This window comes from Pontibacter diazotrophicus (assembly GCF_003367245.1).
Classification (GTDB): Bacteria; Bacteroidota; Bacteroidia; order Cytophagales; family Hymenobacteraceae; genus Pontibacter; species Pontibacter diazotrophicus.
Genome location: NZ_QRGR01000038.1, coordinates 18,431 through 40,814, shown reverse-complemented (window position 1 = coordinate 40,814; position 22,384 = coordinate 18,431). Strand labels below are relative to the sequence as shown.

Genomic DNA, 22,384 nt, shown 5'->3' with positions numbered 1-22,384 from the left:
ATCAAACGGGTAAAAACCTTCCTGCTTCGTTCAAACAGATCCAATTTTAACTGCAACTGAGCGCCTGAGGCCTTGAAAATGCTCCTCCATGGCCAGAACTTGTACAAGAAGTACTGGGTTCATCAGCCTTGCCTGTGCCAGGAATTGAGCTTTAAATAGAGTTGTGCATAACCAGACCTGCCTTGGTCGCCAGAAAATAGTAATCCTGGCAATGCTGCCCGAAGCTTGCCGCATTATATTCATGCTCTGTATCCTGATCAGGGTAAAGTATCTTGACATAGCCCTGCCTGATGAGCGACTCCAGCGCCGCGCAAAGCTCCTCGTCAGTAAGGGAGAGGGTGCTTCTGAGATCAGGGAAAGACACTACAAAATACAGTTCGTCCAGTACGTCGAATTCGTTATCACTCATGAGTTATGGATTATTCTTCCTTTCCAGCGGTAGCGGCCCAGCAAGCCACAGGTACCGGTAAATACCACGTAGGGCACGTACACCAGCTGCAGCGGCAGCATGTACCACAGGTACCTTCGTTTTCCTAAGAAGCCGAGTACGCGTTTTAAAAATAAGAAATCAACTGCAAATTTGGCAACGTATGCCCCTATAAAAACCCATAAGGAGAGGCTGCCGGTTATAACGAGGGGGATAGTCAGGAACAGCAGGAAGTTGACCAGAAACACGACTACGGCAATCAACTGCACCGGCAGGCTTTGATACGACTTCCATTTACTGGCCCACCTCACCCGCTGATATACAAAGGAAATCAGTGTTTTGCATGCTGATGTATATACTATTGCTTTATGATTCTTCAGAAAGGCTACTCTACCCGGATACTGCTCATGCACCTTATGCAGCAGGAATTCATCGTCGCCGCTGGCGATGCCTTCGTTGCCGGCAAAGCCCGCCACACTATCGAATATATCCTTGCGGTAGGCCAGGTTGGCCCCGTTGCACATGTTGGGCTCTCCCACGCCAATAGAGGCCCCGCCTATCCCGATAAGGCTGGAGAACTCCACCAGCTGCATCTTCTCGAATACTGAATGGGTTTGGTGGAAGCTTACAGGTCCGCTGATGAAGTAAGGTTGCTGCATCCGGTACACGTAAGCATACTGCCGCAGCCACTCCGGGCCCACCCGGCAGTCGCCGTCGGTCAGCACCAGCAGCTCTCCCTGTGCCAGCTCCACCCCTTTCTGCACCCCGGCTTTCTTCAGTTGCATGGCAGGGTAATCCTTAAGCTGCAGCAGCCTGATACTCATTGTGGAACCTGCTTTGTATTCATTTATAAGTTCAACTGTATTATCCTCTGAATGGTCGTCCACAACCAGCACCTCCAGCAGCTCTTTCGGATACTGCTGGGCCTCCAGGTCCTGCAACAGCAGCAGGATGTTCTTCGCCTCGTTTCGGACAGGTATGATAACAGAGAGCCTGACATCCGGGATATAGCCGACAGGAGCATCAGAGACCGGCAAGTCCTGCCAGGCATCCCAGCGGCGCAGGATAATCCAGGCGTAAGACAGCAAGGCAACAGCGAGCAACCAAATCATGCCGCCACTCCCTTCTTCGTTAACCGGAGGCGCAGCACGAACACCAGCCCTACCGCACTTGGCACCGCTATGTTCAGCAGCCAGAGGCTAAGGCTGGCACTAAGCACCTGCAGGCGCACCTGCCCCAATAACCCAAACAGGTACATGGCTGACAGCTCCCGCACCCCCAGGTCAGAAAGCAGGCTAACGGAGGGCACCACAGATTTGAGGAAGAAGGTGCCGGACACGCCGCTGATATATTCCAGCGGGCTCAGGTGCACCCCGAACAGCACCAGCAGGAGAACAAACTGTAGCAGGAACACGAAATAGCGGCCCAGCGAAAGCAGCAGCACCCGCGTCATTTCCGGCGTACTGTAGTCTGACATCACCTCAATATATCTCACAAACTTCTGCAATGGCCTGATAGATGCCACTACAGCCACCATGGCACTTGCATTGTACAACAGGAGCATCACAGCTACATTCAGCCCCATCAACAGGAACATAACACTCAAGGAAACAGCGGGATACTTCATCCAGTAAAAGTGAAAGATGAAGTACACCAGACCTAGCGAACCCGCCAGAATCGTAGCTACTAACTGGCAAAACCTGCCTATAAAGATGGCGCCGATTGCTCCTAAGCGCTCCTGGCTCTTTAGCTCCAGCACACGCCCGGCATAGTCGCCGAGGCGATTCGGAGTAATGAAGCCCAGGGTGAGCCCCACCATCACAGCGCGGTAAGCCCGCAGGAAAGACATCCGCTCGATTTTCTGCCCCAGCAGCTGCCACTTTCTGGCCTCAAACCCCCAGTTTAATGGTATCAGAACAGCCGAAAGCACTACTATAAAGCGAAGCGGGCTCTGCCATGCATTCCGCAGGATGCTGCCCCATGTCAGGAAGGCGTCCGGAGCAGTGAAGACGGTATAATAGAGCAGGTAGAACGTCAGCAGCACGACCAGCGCCTTACCTATGAGCAAAAGGAATTTTTTATTGCGATTGATGTTCAAGATAATGTTTTAATTTTGCAGACCTATGGCTTACTCTTCCGCACTACCCCCTAACAAGTTTATTCTTGGCATTGACCCCGGCACACAAGTAATGGGCTATGCCCTTATTGAGGTGACAGGTTCCAAGGTGCAGGTGGTACAGTACGGTGTTATCCACCTGAAGAGCTATAGTAATCACGCCATCAAGTTAAAGAAAATTTTTGACCGCATGATACAGCTCATCGACGAGTACCTCCCCGACGAGCTGGCTATTGAGTCGCCTTTCTATGGCACAAACGTACAAAGTATGCTGAAGTTGGGTCGGGCACAGGGCGTTGCCATTGCCGCTGCCCTCTCCCGCGACATCCCATATGTGGAGTACGCCCCAAAAAAAATAAAGCAGTCTATTACGGGCAACGGTAACGCCTCAAAAGAGCAGGTGGCCAGTATGCTGATGCAGATCCTCAAGATACAGGATGCCCCAAAGCTCCTCGACGCAACCGATGCCCTGGGTGTGGCTTTATGCCACCACTACCAGAAAGGGAACAACGCCAAGCAGGGTGGCAAGTCCTGGAAGGCCTTCCTGACAGATAACCCGGAGCGGCTGGCTGGCAAATAGTTCACAAAAAACAACTTTTATATTATAAACTGAGGTTACGCAACACCAGTTTATAGTTTGTTTTAAGTCCCGGCGGGACGACCTGTTAATAGCCCGATGGCCAGAAACCACCCTTAGCTCCAGCGGAGCGGCCTGTAAACATATCCCCAACAGGCCGCTCCGCTGGAGCTAAAGAACAGTGAGACTCATTTTTTCTATCAACAGGTCGTCCCGCTGGGACTCTGGCGTACCGTCACATTTGAAATCACCTGTTCAATACAGCTCCTACCCTTCCATGCTTCCAAATCTGGCAAACCGAGGGTACATCTATTGGCCATTGGTCTGTGTGACAGCTATAATTTGCTGTAGCCAACCAACACCCAAACTTTACGGTTCATCAGCTATAAACAATAAGCTAGCGCCCTTTCTTGAAAAACTGGTTTATACCGCACCATGCAGGTAACATCAAGGCAATGCATACGTTAGGTTTGGTAGAAACAAAACTTTTGAATTACATTGTCGGCTTTTCCCGCTATCATTTCAGCCATAGATAAATTTCTATTACTTTTACGCTATTTCATAATCAGCCGGTATCTTTCAAACCCTGCCCTTCGCTCGCGTCGTATGTGGAGGTAAGTCTTTTGGAAGAGTATACCTATTGACTGGTTTCAGTAAAATCTGATAAAACCGGTTTTCACAAGACAGCTAAATGGATCAAAGCAATAATAAGACAGAAAATAGCACCCGAACGCGCAGCCACTTAATTTCCAGAAGAGTAGACCGCATTTTCCTGGAAATCCACCGGGTTTTTGCTTTCAATGTCCGATTTTTCAAGGAGGTTTTTTTCCCTCCTTATGAATTCAAGGAAATCATTAAGCAGTGTTATGAGGTAGGAGTCCGTTCGCTGCCGCTGATCTCAATCACTGGTTTCATCATCGGTATTGTATTCACCAACCAGTCAAGGCCGTCGCTACAGGATTTCGGAGCCACGTCTCTGTTGCCGGCGCTCATTTCGGTTGCGATCATAAGGGCCATCGGGCCGTTGGTAACGGCCATTATCGCTGCCGGCAGGGTGGGATCCAGCATTGGAGCGGAATTGGGCTCCATGCGCGTGACCGAACAGATAGATGCCATGGAGGTGTCGGCTACTAATCCCTTTAAGTTTTTGGTAGTTAGCCGGGTGCTGGCCACCACTTTCATGATTCCGGCGCTCACCATGTATACCACGCTGGTCTCCTTGCTGGGTGGTTACCTGAATGTGCACCAGGTTGAGCAGACAACGATAGTCACTTTCTTCAATCAGGTATTTGACGCCATCACTTTCCTGGATATTATTGCTGCATCTGTAAAATCAGTGTTGTTCGGGTATACGATAGGTATGGTTGGCTGCTACAAAGGGTTTTATTCTTCTAAAGGGACAGAAGGCGTAGGAAAGGCAGCGAACACCTCTGTGGTGACGGCCATGTTCCTGCTCTTTATCGAAGAGCTTTTAGTAATGCAGGTAATAAACGCTATTCGGGGAATGTAAACCATGACAGAGAAAGAACTAAATCCGAATATCGACAGAAGCCAGAAGGTTATCTTTATCAGGGGGCTAAAAAAAGCGTTTGATGATAATGTAATCTTGAGGGGAGTAGACATGGACCTTTACAAAGGCGAGAACCTGGTTGTGCTGGGCCGTTCAGGAACAGGCAAATCCGTACTTATTAAGATTATTTCAGGTTTATTAACGGCAGATGCCGGGGAAGTGAACGTCCTGGGGGAGGACGTCTGCTGCATTACTCCCAAAGAAATGGACAAGCTGCGGCTTAAAATCGGCTTCTCTTTTCAGAACAGTGCCCTTTACGACAGTATGACAGTGAAGGAGAACCTGGAATTCCCCCTGGTACGGCATGCCAAAGACATGACGCAGGCCGAACGGGATAAACTTATAGATGTAGTACTGGAAGCGGTGGGACTAAGGAATGCCATTAACCAGATGCCCTCAGAGCTTTCCGGCGGGCAGCGCAAGCGCATCGGTATCGCACGCACCCTCATCCTGCGCCCTGACATTATGCTGTATGATGAGCCGACGGCAGGTCTGGACCCCATTACGTGTATTGAGATTAACAACCTTATAAATGAAGTGCAGCGGCGGTTTAACACCTCCTCTATTATTATTACGCATGACCTTACCTGCGCCCGGGCAGTAGGTGACCGCCTGGTGATGCTGCTGGATGGAGAGTTTAAGCGGGAAGGCACTTTTGAAGAAGTTTTCGCTACGGACGACGAGCGAGTTCAAGCATTTTACAATTACAACTTTTCAGAATAAATGAGCACTGCAGACAATAAACGAGGCGTAATAGTAGGCATTTTCGTGTTTCTGGGTATCGTGATCCTGGTGGCCGCAATTTTTACACTGGCTGGCCAGCAAAAGCGCTTTATCAGCACAATATCACTGAATGCCGTTTTCGATGACGTAGGTGGCCTGAGAACCGGGAACAACGTCTGGTTTTCAGGAGTGAAGATAGGCACCGTCAGAAGCATTCAGTTGTTTGGCGAATCGCAGGTGCTGGTGACCATCAGCGTGGAAGAAAACACACAGCAATACATCCGCAAAAACGCCATAGCCAGAATCAGCTCTGAGAGCTTTATCGGAAATAAAAACGTCGTGCTGGAAGGCGGCACCCAGGAAGCGCCTCCCGTAGAAGATGGGGACAGAATTGCAGCCGTAAACCCGCTGAACACAGATGACCTGATGGAGACGCTACAGCGAAACAACGAGAACCTGGTAGAAATAACGGGTGATCTAAAGCAGTTAACTTCCAGGATAGTACAGGGTGAAGGCACCATTGGTAAGCTATTAACAGACTCTACCATGGCAGAGGATTTTGAAGCCATGGTAAACAACCTGCAGCAGACTTCCCGTAACGCGGCGGGCGCATCGCGGGAGCTAACCCAGTTTACCTCTAAGCTGAACACGCCTGGTGGCCTGGCAGATGAGGTGTTGACAGACACAGCTGTTTACGCTCAGATAAGAAGGTCTATGGCCCAACTGGAAGAAGCGACCACCTCCGCAGCAGCTTTGGCAGAGAACCTCCGGGAAACCAGCAACAGGCTGAACAATGAGAGCAACGCGGTGGGTGTACTGCTGAGCGATGAGGATTTTGCCCGCAACCTGAAGAGCACGATGCAGAACCTCGAGACTAGCACAGAGAAATTCGACGAGAACATGGAGGCCCTCCAAAGCAACATCCTGTTCAGAGGTTTCTTCAGAAGAAGAGCAAGAGATGAAGCGAGACAACAGGAGGAGTTGCAGGAACAGCAGCAGTTAGAGCAGCAACAAATCCAGCAGCCGCAGGAGCAGTAAAGATAGATGGCGATGACTTCCACTGTGGTGTAAAACCCACCCCTGCCCCTCCCAAGAGGGGATTTTTACTCAGGTAGAATTCCCCTCTTGGGAGGGGCAGGAGTGGGTTCACAGTAGGGAAATATACAGTAAAAAGAGAAGGGCTTAAACTGGAGTTTAAATCCTGTTCTAAGCCCTTCTCTTTTTTGTTAGTAGATGCCAAATACCTTTTGACCTTCTACTTTAGTCATTTATTACCCTTTATAGGCAGCTTTTATTTTCTCCGCTGTCTCCTCAAACTCCTCTTTGCTGAACTTCTGCTTATTGGCAAAGTTCATGTCCTGCATACTATTCATCGGAATCAGGTGCACATGCGCGTGCGGCACTTCCAGGCCTACCACCGCCACGCCTATCCGTTTGCAGGGAACTGCTTCTTCAACAGCAGCTGCTACTTTTTTAGCAAAGGCCATCAGGCCCAGGTACAGTTCGTCGTCCAGGTCAAAGAGGTAGTCAATCTGTTGCTTCGGTATTACCAGCGTGTGGCCTTTTGTGGTCGGGAACACATCTAAAAAGGCGAGGTAGCGATCATCTTCTGCTATTTTGTAAGCAGGAATCTCGCCGTTCACAATCTTTGTAAATATCGAAGTCTCCATGGTTTACCGGCTTATTTCTAAAATCTCAAACTCAATTTTACCTGCTGGCACTGTAATCTCGGCTACATCACCCACTGACTTACCTAACAGGCCTTTGCCAATCGGTGACTTAACAGAAATTTTGCCTGCTGCCAGGTTAGCCTCTTCCTCCGCCACCAAAGTATAGTCTACTACCATATTGTTCTTCAGGTTTTTGAGTTTTACCTTCGACAGGATCAGCGCCTTGCTCATGTCAAGGTTCGACTCATCGATAAGGCGGGCGTTCCCCACAATTTCCTCCATCTTGGAAATCTTCAGTTCCAGGTGGCCTTGTGCATCTTTCGCTGCATCGTATTCAGCGTTCTCGCTCAAGTCACCCTTGTCGCGCGCTTCAGCTAACTGGCGTGCCACCGAGGCACGGCCTTTTGTTTTGAGCTCAGCTAGTTCGTCTTTCAGTTTCTGCAAACCTTCTGCTGTGTAATAGGAAATCTTGCTCATATTCGTTCTTACGTTTAAAACACAAAAGCAAAAAGAACGGTTATGGCCTGCATAACCGTTCTTTTTGCCAAATATATAGTTTATTTAATTCATCAGCGAGGCAGCAGGCATATGCGTTATATGCAGCCGCCAACGTATGGCATACGCTTTCAATTTATCCGACAATAAAGCCATGGGCAACTCCCAGGGGCTTCCTGTTTAGCAAATATACAAAATTAGGAACACAAGTAGCAAGAGGACTTTTAATTGTTGATTGTTAATTTAGTTGTAAAATGGCTGTTTTGTTAGATTGTTAAACCTTCTTTAAAGAAGAGTGAAAAACTTACAACCATCTAACAATTTAGCCATTTAACAAAACTACAACACCTGCTCTACAATACCTGCCGGATTTTTTCAACCAGCACCTCGTTAATTTTTATATAAGATTCATGCGTCCAGCCCGCAATGTGCGGTGTGAGTATAACGTTTTCGGCAGACACAAGGTAATTGAAGTTTTCCTGCTGGGCTGGGGTGAGGTTTAGCAGCTTTTCGTTTTCCAGCACATCGAGGGCAGCCCCTTTTACTTTCCCGGATGTAAGGTGCTGCACCAGTGCCTCCTGATCCACTACATCGCCACGGGAGGTATTCAGAAACCAGACAGGCTTGCGGAAGCCACGGAAGAACGCATCATTCGCTAAACTGAGGTTCTCCGGTATGTAAGGAATGTGCAGGCTCACGACATCAGCTTCAGCTTGTATTTCCTCTAAGGAGGCATAAACTGCAGGTGCACAAACTTTTTCGGGCGCAAAGCGATCATAGGCCAGTATACGGCAGCCAAAACCGCTCAACACCTTGGCGAAGCTCTGCCCCATGTTGCCATACCCGATAATGCCTACCGTTTTACCGCTAAGCTCCTCCCCCCGGTTTTCTTCCCGCAGCCACACTTTCTCCCGCACCTGCTTGTCGCTGCGGGTGATATTGCGCAGCAGCGACAGTAGTAGCCCAAGGGTGAACTCTCCTACCGCCTGCCGGTTTCCCTCGTTCGCCCCAAGCAGCGCAATACCCCGCTCCTGCAGCGCCTGCGCATCAATATTGTCGACGCCCGCCCCTGCCCTTGCAACAAACTTCAGCTGATTAGCCAATTCCAAAGTATCCGCTGTAATGCGCATCTTGCTCCGCACGATTAACCCGTCAAAGGTGGCAAGAGCCTCCCGCACGTCAGCAGCCTTTATGTCCGGCCTGTAATCAGCCTCGGCTCCGATGCCTTCCAGCAGCGGAAAGATACTGGGGTGCATCTCGTCGATAATCAGGATATGCGTAGAAGGTGACGCCATACAGTACAGGGATTTGTAGTTTTGGGTAATTTATGTTGTAGTTGGGAAGATATTAATAATCAATTTGCCTCATGTGACAATCAGCAGTTCAAGGTTATGGCCGCTTGAACAGATTTCAGTTCTCTGCGCCCAGGTTAAACTTTACACCAGAATAAAGAGCATTCTACATTTCATACAGCAGATGTGCTATCCCAAAGTAAATAGCCAGCCCCAACAGGTCGTTGGCGGTGGTGATAAAGGGACCTGCCGCCACAGCGGGGTTGATGCCGAATTTATCCAGGATCATAGGCGTAATGGTGCCCATCAATGAGGCCAGTATCACAACAGAGAACAATGCCACAGACACGACAATGGATAGCTTCAGCTCGTGCCGGAACAGGTACGAAAAGGCAAAAACCAGTGCAGAAATGATTAAGGCATTCAGTAGCGCCACCAGCACTAGCTTTAGAATACGCTGCGCAAAATTTTCAAATATCACCACATTAGACGAAAGGGTCTGTATGATGATGGACGAAGACTGTATGCCCACGTTACCGCCCGTTGCCGTAATAAGCGGCACAAAAAGGGCCAGGGCAGGCAGCATGGCAATATCAGCCTCAAACACACCCATGAACTGCGCTGCCAACAAACCGCCCACCATTCCTATTACCAGCCACGGCAAACGCGAGCGGGAAATACGGAATACACTGTCGTCCTCCTCCACATTCTCCGTAATACCCGTCATCAGCTGCCGGCTCAGTTCTGCCTGCTCCTGCATCACGTCTACCACGTCGTCAATGGTGATACGGCCTAATAGCCGGCCCTGTATATTCACTACGGGGATGGCCTCCAGGTCATAACGTTGCATCACGTTTACCACTTCGTTTTCATCACGAAACGACTCTATTGAAATCACATCGGGGTTATAGATGTCTTTCACAGGCGTGTCGTCGCGGGAGAGCAGCAGTTTCTTCACGCTTACGCGCCCCACCAGAATGTCCCGTTTGTCTGTGACATACACCGTATAGATGCGCTCCACGTTTTCAGCCTGCCGGCGAATCTCCTCTATACAATGCCGCACGCGCCAGTTCAGGTTTACCTTAATAAGCTCCTTTCCCATCAAACCACCGGCGCAGTCTTCTTCGTAGTGCAGCAGGTCCAGGATGTGCTCGGCCTTCTCCTCATTGTCTAGCAGGGCAATCACCTCCTCGCGCGTCTGTACCGACTGCTCGTTCAGGATATCCACGGCATCGTCGGAATCCATCAGGTTGATATAGCGGGCAATCTCTTCGCTGGTAAAGTAGCCCAGGAAGTCCGTCCGGATGTCATAATCGAGATCACTGAGGATTTCCGCTCCCACTTCCGGAGGCAGCAGGTCCATCACGTACTTCGACTCGTTCGTATCCAGTTCATAGAGCACCGTCGTGATATCGGCCGGGTGCATCTCGGCCATTGTACTCAGGACAAATGCACTGTCCTTCCGTTCGATGGCTTCCTCCACTTCCTCAATGTACTCCCGTGTTATCTCTACCTGCTGCATGCTCTTAAATATTCTCCTCTATTAGTTGGGTTAGCGCCACAAAATCCTGCACCGACAGTTGCTCCGCCCGCTTGTCAAAAACAGGCTGTGTGGTAACTTCTGCCGGCAGGTTGAAACTACGAAGTGAGTTGCGCAACGTTTTGCGGCGCGTTCCGAAGCCCAGCTTCACCACCTGCTTAAACAGCTGCTCGTTGCAATCCAGTTTTTCCACCTTATTTCGCACCAGGCTGATAACAGCCGATTTCACTTTTGGCGGTGGATGGAACACGTGCTCGCTCACGGTGAATTTGTAGTCAATCGTATAATAGGCCTGCAGCAGCACACTTAAGATACCGTAAGCCTTAGACCCCGGAGGCGAGGCCAGCCGCTCCGCCACCTCCTTCTGAAGCATGCAAACCACCTCCGGCACTACATTATGGTGCTCCAGCACTTTAAAAAAAATCTGGCTCGAGATGTTATAAGGGAAATTCCCAATGATGGCGAACTTGCCCGGGAACAGGCTGCTCAGGTCCGTTTTCAGAAAGTCAGCAGAGATAATGCGGTCTCCCAAAACAGGAAAATGCACCTGCAGGTAGGCAATAGACTCGCGGTCGATGTCCAGCACCGTGGTGCGGTACTCCGGGTGCTGCAGGAGATACTGCGTGAGCACGCCCATGCCCGGCCCTATTTCCAGCACATCTTTCACACCGTGGTGCAGTGTGAGCTGCTCCACAATCTTTGTTGCAATGTTCTGGTCTACCAGGAAATGCTGGCCCAGGTGCTTCTTCGGACTTACTTTGCTCACGTGGTGCTTTTTTAGGAGTTTCAGCTCAAAAATATACTTTTCAGCTAAAACGCGTTATACTTTTTTGTGCGTCAGCTACTATTGCCACAACGGCAGCAGCTTTTCGCATTACGTATTATACTTACTATATTGCAGCCTCAAAGATACAAACGACAGATGCCAACACAACTTAAATACGACACAAGCTTAAGTAATAATACCGATCTGGCTCTAATTGCAGCAGCCGACCAGGTAGCAACTTTGTCCGAGCTGCAGCCGGAAGAGCAGCAGTACGTACAGGAGCAGGTGCAGCAGGAAGCAAAACTAATTTCGCTGAACCGTTACTCGCACCGCGTTTATGTAGTAGTGGCACCTGAGGGTAAAACAGAAGCCGCTAAAAAAGAAGCACTTCGCCAGGCAGGCCACAGTTTGCTAAAGCAACTGAAGACCGATAAAGCAAAGCAGATCACGCTGCTTGATAAAACAGCATCTGAAGCCAGTCTGTACCTGGCAGAGGGCCTGTACCTGAGCAATTACCAGTTTCAGAAGCACAAAACAAAAGATGCCAAGCCCAGCTCCCTGCAAACCATCACGGTGGCAGACGAAAAACTAAATGAGCAGGCGGTGCAGGAACTGGCAAACGTGCTGGAGGCAGTGTATAAGGTGCGCGACCTGGTAAATGAGCCACACAGCCACCAGACGGCCACCCAGTTAAGCGAACAGCTGGAGGCTTTAGGTCAGGAGGCAGGATTTGAAACGCAGGTGCTGGACCTTATTAAGATACAGTCGCTGAAGATGGGTGGGCTAATCGCCGTGAACCAGGGAAGCGAGGAGCCTGCTACTTTTAATATACTGGAATACAAGCCGGAGAACGCGAAAAACACAAAGCCTTACGTGCTGGTAGGCAAAGGCGTGGTATATGATACGGGCGGCTTAAGCCTGAAGCCAACGCCTAACTCCATGGATTACATGAAGTCTGACATGGCCGGCGCTGCCGCCGTAACAGGCATCCTTTACGCTGTGGCCAAAAACAAGCTGCCTATCCACCTGGTTTGCCTGATACCGGCCACCGACAACCGCCCTGGCGGCAACGCCGTGGCACCGGGCGATGTGATCACGATGCACAACGGCATGACGGTGGAAGTGCTGAATACAGACGCAGAAGGCCGCCTGATTCTGGCCGATGCGCTGAGCTTCGCCAAGAAATATGACCCGGAGCTGGTGATTGACTTTGCTACCCTCACAGGTTCTGCCATGCGTGCCGTAGGCAAAGAAGGATTAGTAGTAATGGGCACGGCAGGCGACGAGGTAATGGCCGCTCTGAAGAAAGCAGGTGACAACGTACACGAGCGCACGGTAGAGTTCCCGCTGTGGGACGAGTATAAAAAGCAACTGGAATCTGATATTGCAGACCTGAAGAACCTGGGCGGTGCGGACGCAGGCCACATCACGGCTGGCAAGTTCCTGGAGGCATTTACCAGCTATCCGTGGGTGCATTTCGATATTGCCGGCACTGCCTACCTGCACAGCGAAGACTCCTACCGCGGCAAACTGGCCACCGGATCAGGTGTCCGGCTTGTTTACAATTTCCTTAGCGCACTGTAATCTTAAGATGGATAATAAATTTAAAGTAAAACTCGGCATCAGCATCGGCGACACCAACGGCATCGGGCCGGAGGTGGTTGTAAAAACACTTGCTGATCAGCGCATACTCAATTTTTGCACCCCGGTTATTTACGCTTCTGCTGACCTGTTGAAACAGGTAAAGCAAGCCCTGCGGGAGGAGCACTTCCAGTTTCAGGTAGTGGACTCGGCGCAGGCGCTGGTGCCACGCAAGGTAAACGTTATTTCCTGCTGGGAAGATGAACTGGAGGTAAACTCCGGCAACCCGACACCAGCATCTGGTAAGGCCTCTCTAGACTCGCTGCTGGCAGCCTGCAAGGACCTGAAAGCCGGGTTGCTGGACGGACTTGTAACTGCTCCTATTAATAAAGACAACATACAGTCAGAAGACTTCCGCTTCCCGGGGCATACTGAGTTCCTGACTTCATACTTCGATGCTCCGGAGAGCCTGATGCTGCTTGTAAGCGAAGGCCTGCGGGTGGCTACTGTTACCGGCCATATACCTGTAAAGGAAGTGTCCTCGAAGTTAACGGAAGAGCTGCTTATCCGTAAGATGACCATCCTGCTTGATTCACTGCAGAAGGACTTTGGTATTCAGAAGCCGCGTATAGCCTTGCTGGGACTCAACCCACATGCGGGTGAGCAGGGCTTGTTGGGGCGTGAGGAAGTAGAAATCATACGCCCGGCGGTGCTGCACATGAAGGATCGCGGGCACCTGGTGTTCGGCCCCTATCCTGCCGATGGCTTCTTTGGGATGCGCCAGTACCAGCAGGTAGATGCCGTGCTGTCCATGTACCACGACCAGGGGCTTATTCCGTTTAAGACACTGGCCTTTGAGAGCGGGGTGAATTATACAGCAGGCCTTCCTATTGTGCGCACCTCTCCGGATCATGGTACTGCTTATGATATTGCGGCAAAGCATAAGGCCAGTGAAACCTCATTCCGTGAAGCACTGTTTCTGGCCTACGACATCGTTAGGAAGCGCCAGGAGGCAGCAATGCCAACAGTATAAATGGGACAGAATATTTTATTTGTCAGAATAATGTTCTAATTTTGCGTCTTGCAATAAACAGTCGAGTGTGAAGAAGCTAAGAGACTATGAAATCGGCATCGCCAAACTCAGCAACAAGCAACACTTGTATGAGTTTGAGCTGGATGATTCCTTTTTCGATCTTTTCGGGAAAGACATCATTCTTGGCGGCAACTTAATAGCCCATGTAGAGTTGGATAAGACAGAGTCTATGCTGACTTTCCATATGGATATTAAAGGACATGTGCGCCTTACCTGCGACAGAAGTCTGGATGAATTTGATTATCCGATTGATGTGCAGAGCAAGTTCCGCATCAAATACGGCGATGAAAACGTCGAACTTGATGATGATTTGTGGCAGATAACACCTAACACGCAGGCCATCAACATAGCACAGCACCTGTATGATTACATTGGGCTGGCCGTGCCGATGAAGAAGCTGCACCCCCGCTTTGTGGAGGAAACGGATGAGGACGACGATGATCAGGATATCCTGATTTACTCCTCCCGCAACGCGGCAGAAAGCGATGATGAGGACGATGACGACGACGAGGATGTAGATCCGCGTTGGGACGCCCTCCGGAACTTGAATTAGTAATTTTCAGAAGTATAAAATAAACACAAGTAAATTAATATTAAGAAAAAATGGCACATCCTAAACGTAAGATTTCGAAGACCAGAAGAGATAAGAGAAGAACTCATTACAAGCTCTCTGAGAAAGCCATTGCTCTTTGCCCAACTACTGATACTCCTCACCTGTACCACCACGCATACGTGGTAGAAGGCGACCTGTACCACAAAGGCAAACTGGCAATCAAAAATTATACAGCGAACGCGCAGTAAGTTTAAACTGCTTCAGTTTTAGTTCTGTATAATCCAAAACACCCCCGTAAATGAGAATCGCTTTAGACGCCATGGGCGGCGATTTTGCACCTGAGGCTATTGTGAAGGGTGCAGTAATGGCTGCCCATGAGCTTAAGAATGATGAAGTTATCCTACTCATTGGGAAGGAAGACATCATTCATTCACTGCTCAAAGAAAACGGTTACACAGGCAGCAACATCTCTGTGATGCATGCTCCCCAGGTAATTGAAATGGGTGAACACCCGACCAAAGCACTTACACAGAAGCCTGAGTCCAGTATAGCTATAGGGTATGGCCTGTTAAAGGCCCAGAAGGCTGATGCTTTCTGCAGTGCCGGTAATACCGGAGCTATGCTGGTGGGGGCTATGTTCAGCGTTAAAGCGACTGAGGGTGTGTTGAGGCCATCTATTGCGAGCTTTGTGCCTAAACTGAGCGGTGGCTTTGGCGTGATGCTGGATGTAGGAGCCAACGCGGACTGTAAGCCGGAAGTGCTGGAGCAGTTTGGGGAGCTTGGCTCTATCTACGCCAAATACGTGCTGGATATCCAGAACCCCAAGGTTGGTCTTATGAACCTGGGCGAAGAGGAAGGCAAAGGCACCGTAAACACGCAGGCTGCGCACCAGCGCCTGAAGGTGAACAAAGACATCAACTTTATCGGTAACATTGAAGGGCGTGACCTTTTTAATGATAAGGCGGATGTAATTGTGTGCGACGGCTATACAGGCAACATCATCCTGAAAATGGCAGAGTCGCTTTACGAAATTCTGCACGAAAAAGGCATGACCGACCCTTTCTTCGAGAAGTTTAACTACGAAGCGGCGGGCGGCAGTCCAATTCTGGGCATCAACGGCAATGCGGTGATAGGCCACGGCGTATCAAGCCCAAGGGCTGTGTGCAACATGGTGCTGCAGGCTCAGAAGATGGCTGCATCAAAACTCTCAGAGCGTTTTAAGAAAAACTTTAGCAGTTAGAATCACTCCGCAACGCGTGATTAACATCATAAAGCTGGCATAATCTGTTTCAGTAGTTCTTTTTGAGAGACTGACAGTTTATGCCAATTTTTTTTAGTTAAATTGCCTCCCGAAATCATCATCACCAAAGGAAAATAAAATAATGAGTAAAATTACTGCTGCCATAACAGGCGTGAGTGGCTATGTACCTGAATACGTGCTCACAAACAAAGAGCTGGAGACATTGGTTGAGACGAACGATGAATGGATTACCTCCCGCACCGGCATCAAAGAAAGACGGATTCTGAAAGGTGAGAATATGGGTACCTCTAAAATCGCCGTGCCAGCAGTAAAAGAGTTGCTCAGGAAAACGAATACCAGGCCAGAGGAAGTTGACATGCTCATCTGCGCCACCACTACCCCGGATATGGTGTTCCCGGCAACAGCCAACATCATTACCGCAGAAGTGGGCGCAGTAAATGCCTTTGGCTACGATCTGCAGGCAGCTTGCTCGGGCTTTCTTTTTGCCCTTGCCACAGGTTCCAAGTTTGTGGAATCCGGCCAGTATAAAAAGGTAGTCATTGTGGGGGCTGATAAAATGTCTTCCATCGTGGACTATACCGACAGATCAACGTGCATCATCTTCGGTGACGGAGGAGGCTGCGTTATGCTGGAGCCGAACACAGAAGGCCTTGGTGTGCAGGACCAGGTGCTGAAGTCAGATGGCACAGGCGCCCCATACCTGCACATGAAGGCAGGCGGCAGCCGCAGACCAGCCACAAAGGAGACACTAGAGGCACGTGAGCACTACGCTTATCAGGAGGGACAGCAGGTATTTAAATTTGCTGTAAAAGGCATGGCAGATGTAGCTGCAGAAGTGATGGAGCGCAATAACCTGACAGGCGACGATGTAGCCTGGCTGGTACCGCACCAGGCTAACAAGCGCATTATAGAGGCAACTGCAAACCGTATGGGGTTAAGCAACGATAAAGTGATGCTAAACATCCATAAATACGGCAACACCACCAGCGGCACTATTCCGCTTTGCCTGTGGGAGTATGAGAGCCAGATGAAGAAAGGTGATAATATTATATTAGCAGCCTTCGGTGGCGGCTTTACCTGGGGTTCCATCTTCCTAAAATGGGCCTACGATACAAAGCAGGATTAAAAACAGCTTCGTGAAAAATTTAAAAAAGGCGGCTTCAGAGGAAGTCGCCTTTTTTATTGTTGTTCTTCCTAATACAGCTTCATAGGTTCAGTAATTTGCTGTCATACTTCCTGCCAATAAATGACAGAGGGTGACACATGTATCGGGAAGAAAAATTAAATATATTTTTTACATGTCTGAAAACCTATGATATTCCTATCATATAAGTAAAACCTTATATCAGTTCTGATTTAAAGGAAGAAATGCATCAATAATTAGACTTTGGCACCATAGTTGGGCACTTAGAGCCTGACATGTTAAATAAACAAAACTTACTCAAGCTTCGTAAATTTTGTTTTTAACCTATTTTAATGAGTAGGGAGTAATGTTTATCTCCTGCTAAAATTTATTTTTAACCCAATCCTTAAATCTTATGGAATTGACGAAGAAAGTGAAAGGGACTATTGCAACTGCATTTGTAATGGCATCTATGTGTTTTGGATCTGCGGCATCCGCTCAGGGAACAGCAACTCCTCAACCCCAAAATCAGCAACAGCAAATAGAGGATTTCTCTGACGAGGAACTGAAAACTTTTGTTCAGGCGAGTGCAAAGGCCATGACAGTTCAGCAGAAAAGTCAGGAAGAAATGATGGCTGTTATCGAGAAAGAAAACTTGAGTATTGATAAGTTCAATGAAATGATTCAGGCTCATCAGCAACAAAAACTGGAAGAGATAGAGGCAACGCCGGAAGAAATGGCTGCTTTTAATACTGCGGCGCAGCAAATTGTTGAAATGCAGCCTAAAGTACAGGAAGAAGTGCAACAAGCTATCGAAGAAGAAGGATTGACAGTAGACAAGTTTGAGCGAATCATGCTTGCATACCAGCAGAATCCGGCTGTTCAGGCTAAAGTAAATGAGTTAGCAGAACAGATGCAGTAAAATGTTTTATTTGCCCCAGAGTAAGTAAAAGACATTGGACAAGCACTTTTGATATACAAAGACCACCAAAACGAATGTTTTGGTGGTCTTTTGCTTTTGCGTCAAAGGCAGCAGCATTTTAAATTTGCACCTGCAGTTACCTGTAATTGCAAAGAAAAGGGGCGGTACACATAAATGTGCCGCCCCTTTTCTTTGCAATCTGCCTGTTCTTAAACCTGAGCCTACGGCATGTAAGAAACATCCACCCTGAACTTTGAGTCAATTGCGCCAAGCTTCTGGTATGCCTTCTTAGAGATGCGTACAATCACTTTGTCATTGGCTCCTGTGTCTGGCAGTTTTCCTATTACGCGCACATACACCACCTGCCCGTTCATAGCATTCTTCACCTGCATAATCGTGCCTACAGGGGCCGTCTTGTGCAGGGCAAGGTACTTATTCGTGTCGGCCTTTGGGTCAATCATCTCAGCCATACCGCTTTCCATTATCTTCTTTACTCCGGAGGCACTCTCTTCAGCTTCTTCCTCCTCCTCTGCAACGGCTGTAGTTGTCACTGGGGCAGGCTCAGGTGTTGTAGAAGCTGTTGTTACGGCTGCAGTTGTGGCAGGTGTAGCAGCGGCAGACTCAGCTGGTTCCGACGTCATCTCATCATCTGATTCAGGCATATAAACCGGCTGCTTTGTTGGCTGCGCAGTGCCTTTCGCTACAATCAACTTTGCTCCAATGCTGATACTGTTATCAGGGAGATTGTTCCAGCGCCTGATATCTTCCACAGCCACCCCATGCATTTTAGAAATAGAGTAAAGTGTCTGTCGCGGCTCTACCGTGTGTAGCTTATTACCAGCCTCACTTACGGTATAGGTACGGCTGCTCGCTGAAGGGGCAGCCGCCGTCGCTTTGGCAGCCGAAGCCACAGCATTAGAAGGGAAAGATTTACGTGGAATTAAAACGACTTCACCGATCCGGATAGCCGTCTCCACCGTTGGGTTTGACTCTACTATCTGCGAAACCGGCACACTGTACTTTCTGGAAAGGGCATACAGGGTTTCTTTCGGCTCTACTTTGTGCTGCACAAAGAGCTTTCCATTTTTACGCTCCACTCCTATAGAGTCGCGAACAGCCGACACATCGAGGGCATTGGCAGAAAAAGAAAGCACGGGTGCTACTAAGAGGGTGATGAAAAAGGATCGTACCATGGCTAAAAAAATTACTATGCTAAAAGTCGATATACTTCTAAACTGGTTTTATTCCGGATGAAGTATAAATCGTGCATAAAGATAAAAAAAGTATCTGAACCAATTCCACTTAATCCGTCAGCGAGCTGCTCTTTTAGTAATAAGCTTCCATCTAAATCAAACACGGCAACATAATTCTTCAGCGTGTTATCAACTGCGCGTTCATAGTAGCTTACCACCAGCGCCGTATCCGTTTCCGCATATTCCAACCCTGACACAACCGCTGTATGGAGTTGGGTCGACAGAAAATTTTTCACCTCATCGAAATAGGCCTCCCCTGCCAGGTAAAGCACCGGGAAAACAGCATTCCGGAAGCGGGTATGGCCGAAGTGCACCACCTCATCTGCCGCCTGCTGCTGGGGAACTCCTGTTCTGACTGGTTGCCCGGTGTCCAGCTGAAGCACATCGAAAGGTGCCTCCGGCGTAGCCGCAGGATAAGCGAATACCCCGTCCGGCACAAATCCATAGAAAGCCAGTTCCGGCACCTCCCATGCTACTTTACCGGATGCCGCCGCAATAGCCCTGATACCCTTGTGCTGGCCCAGTTTACGGTCGCCGTAGCCATGCAGGAACAGAAAGCCTCCCTGCGCGTCCTCCAGCCCCTGCCACCAGCTCTGGGCCTGAGGCAAAGGCAGCGGCATTAAGGTATAAGCGGAAACATCTAAGGTATAGAAGGAGGCCAGCAACAGGTCGGCATCCCGCACCTCCAGTGCCAGCCTATTTGCAGCAGTATCGAGGCGGATGCGCCACACTGCGGCGTCAAAATCGTATTTAAACTGTAGTGGAAGAATATGCCGTTAATTTTTAGTATCTTATATCCAGTATCAGACATCAACAGCCCTAATTTATGAAAACCTATCCAAAGCAAAAGCATTTTACAAGCATGTATCTGCTACTCTGCCTTTTGCTGCTTCCACTATTTACTTTTGCTCAAACCACCAAACCGAAGGTTTTTGTGATGGAAGTGAAGGCGGAGATAGACCCGCGCACCAACCGCTACACCGAAGTGGCTTTTAATGAAGCAACAGAAGCAGGCGCTGACCATGTGCTGCTGGTGCTGGACACTTTTGGCGGCGCACTGCAGGATGCCGATGAAATCAGAGAACGCATCCTACATTATCCCAAACCTGTATATGTTTTCATCGATAACAATGCCGCTTCAGCGGGTGCCCTGATTTCTATTGCCTGCGACAGTATTTACATGTCGCCAGGGTCAAGCATTGGGGCTGCCACCGTGGTAGGCGCCGACGGAGAGGCTGCTCCGGGCAAATACCAAAGCTATATGCGTTCTATTATGCGCGCTACAGCCGATGCCAATGGGCGCAACCCACGCCTGGCAGAAGCCATGGTGGATGCCAGCGTAGACAGCACCCTCTCTGCAGGGCAGGTGCTCACATTAAGTACAACAGAGGCTGTGAAGTTTGGTTTCTGCGATGGTGTGGCCAATGATGTGGAAGGCGTGCTGGCGCTGTTGAACCTGCAGGATGCAGAAGTCACCTATTATGAACCCGGTACTGCTGATGCCATTATCTCTTTTTTCCTGAACCCATTCGTCAGTGGTATCCTGCTGTTGGTTATTGTGGGCGGATTGTATTTTGAGCTACAGACGCCCGGCATCGGCTTTCCTCTTATAGCCGCTATCATAGCGGGAACCTTCTACCTTGTACCCTACTACTTAACCGGCTTAGCTGAAAACTGGGAAATTCTGTTGTTCGTGGTAGGCCTTATCCTGATCATGCTGGAGGTATTTGTTATACCAGGGTTTGGCGTGGCAGGCATCAGTGGCATTCTGCTGACCGTAAGTTCGCTGGTGCTGATGATGCTGAACAACTATAACTTCGACTTCACGTTTGTTCCCTCCGAAGACCTGATGAAGAGCCTCATTTCTGTGGTGCTGGGTATGATAGGCGCTGGCGTGCTCATCGCGCTTAGCTGGAACAGGCTTGTCAGCAGCACCGCCATGGACCGGGTGGTGCTCAAAAACAGCTTTCACAGCAACGAAGGCTACCGTTCTTCTAATTCTGCGGTGCATTTGGTGGGCAAAACAGGCTTCGCCCATACCCACATGACTCCCACAGGGCGTGTAATGATAGACGATACCCTGTATGACGCCCAGGCCCGGGATGGTTTCATTGAAAAAGGGGAAGCGGTACAAGTGATCGACCATAGTACCTTCTCGCTTCGGGTAAAGAAAGTCAGCTAGTTTACCCTCACCCCCCACTCAAGACCTACTACATGAAATTCAGATTAAACTCTTATGCTGGTGTTGTTGCCGCTATCACCCTGCTACTTTCAGGATGTCAGCAGCCCCAACCCGGGCTGGAAACCGAAACAACCCAAGCCACGCTTCTCTGGACAGGTGAAATAGCTGCGGATGGCTGTGGCTTTGAGGTGGTGATAGACGGCGATAAATATTTGCCTGCCAATGAAGAGGCCATAGATGACGATTTCAAAAGCAGCGACAGCACGCAGGTACAGCTTGAGTATGTAAGGCTGCAGGAACAAATCGACCGCCAGTGCGGCATGTTGCCTCAACCCAGGGTGATGGATGCCATCAGAGTTGTGTCGATACGGCAGATTTGAGTTACACTTTTTATGTCCCCTCACCTGGCTTTTTCTCAATAAGAAATCCTTATAAAACGAAGTGTTTCCTTAACTTTGAAGAGCTGCTGAGGCAGTAGGAAATCAACAAAAGAAACTAGAATGGACGTATTAGGCATCATTCCGGCACGCTATGCCAGTACCCGTTTTCCGGGTAAACCACTGACTGACATCAAAGGCAAGACTATGATACAGCGGGTGTATGAGCAGGCACAGAAATCTGGGTTAGCAGAAGTGCTGGTGGCAACAGATGACCAACGTATATTGGAGCATGTAGAAGGGTTTGGCGGAAAGGCAGTGATGACGGCCGCCCATCACCAGAGCGGCACCGACCGCTGCTTTGAAGCGTACCAACTGCATGATGCCCCTTACGAGTACATCATCAACATACAAGGAGACGAACCCTTTATCCAGCCGGAACAGATAGACCTTGTCGCTTCCTGTTTTCAAAAACCACAAACACAGCTGGCAACGCTTGTAAAAAAAATAGACTCCCCGGAGGAACTTCATAATGTGAACGCGCCCAAGGTTGTCATCAACCAGGCCAGGGAAGCGCTATACTTCAGCCGCCAGCCTATCCCCTACTGCCGCAATGTGCCCCACGACATCTGGCATCAACAGCATACGTACTACAAGCACATTGGCATCTATGGCTACCGCGCTGATATCTTAGAGCAGATCACGCAGCTACCGCCTTCCGCCCTGGAACTTGCTGAATCGCTGGAGCAACTGCGCTGGCTGGAACATGGTTTCCGGATCACCACCGCCCTCACCGCCTTTGAAACCATCGGCATTGATACTCCCGAAGACCTCCTAAAAGTGCAACAGCACTTTTAGGAATT

The 22,384-nt window shown here is 49.4% G+C and carries 24 protein-coding genes; 14 read left to right on the top strand and 10 right to left on the bottom strand.

Features of this window, described 5'->3' with window-relative positions; translation table 11 throughout:
• Positions 1–151: 151 nt before the first annotated feature.
• Genes DXT99_RS23860 through DXT99_RS23850 form a run of 3 tightly spaced genes read right to left on the bottom strand, consistent with a single transcriptional unit; the run spans position 152 to position 2,525 of the window.
• Positions 152–409 carry a hypothetical protein gene (locus tag DXT99_RS23860; RefSeq protein WP_115568112.1) on the bottom strand — a complete coding sequence of 86 codons (258 nt, stop codon included), beginning with the start codon at positions 407–409 and terminating at the stop codon, positions 152–154.
• A complete protein-coding gene (locus DXT99_RS23855; protein WP_115568111.1) occupies positions 406–1,539 on the bottom strand; it encodes a glycosyltransferase in 1,134 nt (377 codons plus the stop codon). The genes DXT99_RS23860 and DXT99_RS23855 overlap by 4 nt, the downstream gene beginning before the upstream one ends.
• A complete protein-coding gene (locus DXT99_RS23850; RefSeq protein WP_115568110.1) occupies positions 1,536–2,525 on the bottom strand; it encodes a lysylphosphatidylglycerol synthase domain-containing protein in 990 nt (329 codons plus the stop codon). The genes DXT99_RS23855 and DXT99_RS23850 overlap by 4 nt, the downstream gene beginning before the upstream one ends.
• Before the next feature lie 25 nt (positions 2,526–2,550).
• Between DXT99_RS23850 and ruvC the strand changes: the two genes are divergently transcribed.
• From ruvC to DXT99_RS23830, 4 genes are all read left to right on the top strand, one after another.
• Positions 2,551–3,123, top strand: a complete 573-nt coding sequence (gene ruvC, locus DXT99_RS23845; RefSeq protein WP_115568109.1) for a crossover junction endodeoxyribonuclease RuvC — start codon at positions 2,551–2,553, stop codon at positions 3,121–3,123.
• Between the two features lie 688 nt (positions 3,124–3,811).
• Positions 3,812–4,630, top strand: a complete 819-nt coding sequence (locus tag DXT99_RS23840; RefSeq protein ID WP_115568108.1) for an MlaE family ABC transporter permease — start codon at positions 3,812–3,814, stop codon at positions 4,628–4,630.
• A 3-nt stretch (positions 4,631–4,633) separates the two neighbouring features.
• A complete protein-coding gene (locus DXT99_RS23835) occupies positions 4,634–5,413 on the top strand; it encodes an ABC transporter ATP-binding protein (protein ID WP_115568107.1) in 780 nt (259 codons plus the stop codon).
• Complete coding sequence (locus DXT99_RS23830; protein ID WP_115568106.1) at positions 5,414–6,451, top strand: MlaD family protein; 1,038 nt, start codon at positions 5,414–5,416, stop codon at positions 6,449–6,451.
• A 233-nt stretch (positions 6,452–6,684) separates the two neighbouring features.
• On the opposite strand, the gene DXT99_RS23825 is transcribed toward DXT99_RS23830, so the two are convergent.
• The 5 genes from DXT99_RS23825 to rsmA form a co-directional block, all read right to left on the bottom strand.
• Complete coding sequence (locus DXT99_RS23825; RefSeq protein ID WP_115568105.1) at positions 6,685–7,083, bottom strand: HIT family protein; 399 nt, start codon at positions 7,081–7,083, stop codon at positions 6,685–6,687.
• A gap of 3 nt (positions 7,084–7,086) precedes the next feature.
• A complete protein-coding gene (gene greA / locus DXT99_RS23820) occupies positions 7,087–7,560 on the bottom strand; it encodes a transcription elongation factor GreA (protein WP_115568104.1) in 474 nt (157 codons plus the stop codon).
• 371 nt (positions 7,561–7,931) lie between these two features.
• Complete coding sequence (locus DXT99_RS23815; RefSeq protein ID WP_115568103.1) at positions 7,932–8,873, bottom strand: NAD(P)-dependent oxidoreductase; 942 nt, start codon at positions 8,871–8,873, stop codon at positions 7,932–7,934.
• A gap of 163 nt (positions 8,874–9,036) precedes the next feature.
• A complete protein-coding gene (gene mgtE / locus DXT99_RS23810) occupies positions 9,037–10,392 on the bottom strand; it encodes a magnesium transporter (RefSeq protein ID WP_115568102.1) in 1,356 nt (451 codons plus the stop codon).
• 4 nt (positions 10,393–10,396) lie between these two features.
• Positions 10,397–11,176, bottom strand: coding sequence for a 16S rRNA (adenine(1518)-N(6)/adenine(1519)-N(6))-dimethyltransferase RsmA (gene rsmA / locus DXT99_RS23805; RefSeq protein ID WP_115568101.1), 780 nt, complete (start codon positions 11,174–11,176; stop codon positions 10,397–10,399).
• 156 nt (positions 11,177–11,332) lie between these two features.
• Between rsmA and DXT99_RS23800 the strand changes: the two genes are divergently transcribed.
• The 7 genes from DXT99_RS23800 (at position 11,333) to DXT99_RS23770 (ending at position 17,709) form a co-directional block, all read left to right on the top strand.
• Positions 11,333–12,760, top strand: a complete 1,428-nt coding sequence (locus tag DXT99_RS23800; RefSeq protein ID WP_115568100.1) for a leucyl aminopeptidase family protein — start codon at positions 11,333–11,335, stop codon at positions 12,758–12,760.
• 7 nt (positions 12,761–12,767) lie between these two features.
• Positions 12,768–13,790, top strand: a complete 1,023-nt coding sequence (pdxA, locus tag DXT99_RS23795; RefSeq protein WP_115568099.1) for a 4-hydroxythreonine-4-phosphate dehydrogenase PdxA — start codon at positions 12,768–12,770, stop codon at positions 13,788–13,790.
• Between the two features lie 67 nt (positions 13,791–13,857).
• Entirely contained in the window at positions 13,858–14,403 is a 546-nt protein-coding gene (locus DXT99_RS23790) for a YceD family protein (RefSeq protein WP_115568098.1), read from the top strand.
• Between the two features lie 50 nt (positions 14,404–14,453).
• On the top strand, positions 14,454–14,651 hold the full coding sequence (gene rpmF / locus DXT99_RS23785; RefSeq protein ID WP_115568097.1) for a 50S ribosomal protein L32: 198 nt from the start codon (positions 14,454–14,456) through the stop codon (positions 14,649–14,651).
• 50 nt (positions 14,652–14,701) lie between these two features.
• Entirely contained in the window at positions 14,702–15,643 is a 942-nt protein-coding gene (gene plsX, locus DXT99_RS23780) for a phosphate acyltransferase PlsX (RefSeq protein ID WP_115568096.1), read from the top strand.
• 142 nt (positions 15,644–15,785) lie between these two features.
• Complete coding sequence (locus DXT99_RS23775; protein WP_115568095.1) at positions 15,786–16,790, top strand: beta-ketoacyl-ACP synthase III; 1,005 nt, start codon at positions 15,786–15,788, stop codon at positions 16,788–16,790.
• Positions 16,791–17,202: 412 nt separating this feature from the next.
• Positions 17,203–17,709 carry a DUF4168 domain-containing protein gene (locus DXT99_RS23770; protein WP_115568094.1) on the top strand — a complete coding sequence of 169 codons (507 nt, stop codon included), beginning with the start codon at positions 17,203–17,205 and terminating at the stop codon, positions 17,707–17,709.
• Positions 17,710–17,930: 221 nt separating this feature from the next.
• Here the strand turns inward: DXT99_RS23770 and DXT99_RS23765 are convergent, their stop codons facing one another.
• Positions 17,931–18,902 (bottom strand): DPBB and LysM peptidoglycan-binding domain-containing protein, encoded by a 972-nt coding sequence (locus tag DXT99_RS23765; RefSeq protein ID WP_115568093.1) that lies wholly within the window; start codon positions 18,900–18,902, stop codon positions 17,931–17,933.
• Positions 18,903–18,916: 14 nt separating this feature from the next.
• Positions 18,917–19,693, bottom strand: a complete 777-nt coding sequence (locus tag DXT99_RS23760) for a DUF4905 domain-containing protein (RefSeq protein WP_115568092.1) — start codon at positions 19,691–19,693, stop codon at positions 18,917–18,919.
• A 95-nt stretch (positions 19,694–19,788) separates the two neighbouring features.
• Here DXT99_RS23760 and DXT99_RS23755 point away from each other — a divergent pair, with 95 nt between their 5' ends.
• The 3 genes from DXT99_RS23755 (at position 19,789) to kdsB (ending at position 22,379) form a co-directional block, all read left to right on the top strand.
• Positions 19,789–21,144: an NfeD family protein gene (locus DXT99_RS23755; RefSeq protein ID WP_115568091.1), complete on the top strand. Its 1,356-nt coding sequence runs from the start codon at positions 19,789–19,791 to the stop codon at positions 21,142–21,144.
• 32 nt (positions 21,145–21,176) lie between these two features.
• Positions 21,177–21,524, top strand: a complete 348-nt coding sequence (locus tag DXT99_RS23750; protein WP_115568090.1) for a hypothetical protein — start codon at positions 21,177–21,179, stop codon at positions 21,522–21,524.
• A 120-nt stretch (positions 21,525–21,644) separates the two neighbouring features.
• A complete protein-coding gene (gene kdsB, locus DXT99_RS23745; RefSeq protein ID WP_115568089.1) occupies positions 21,645–22,379 on the top strand; it encodes a 3-deoxy-manno-octulosonate cytidylyltransferase in 735 nt (244 codons plus the stop codon).
• The last annotated feature ends 5 nt before the right edge of the window (positions 22,380–22,384 follow it).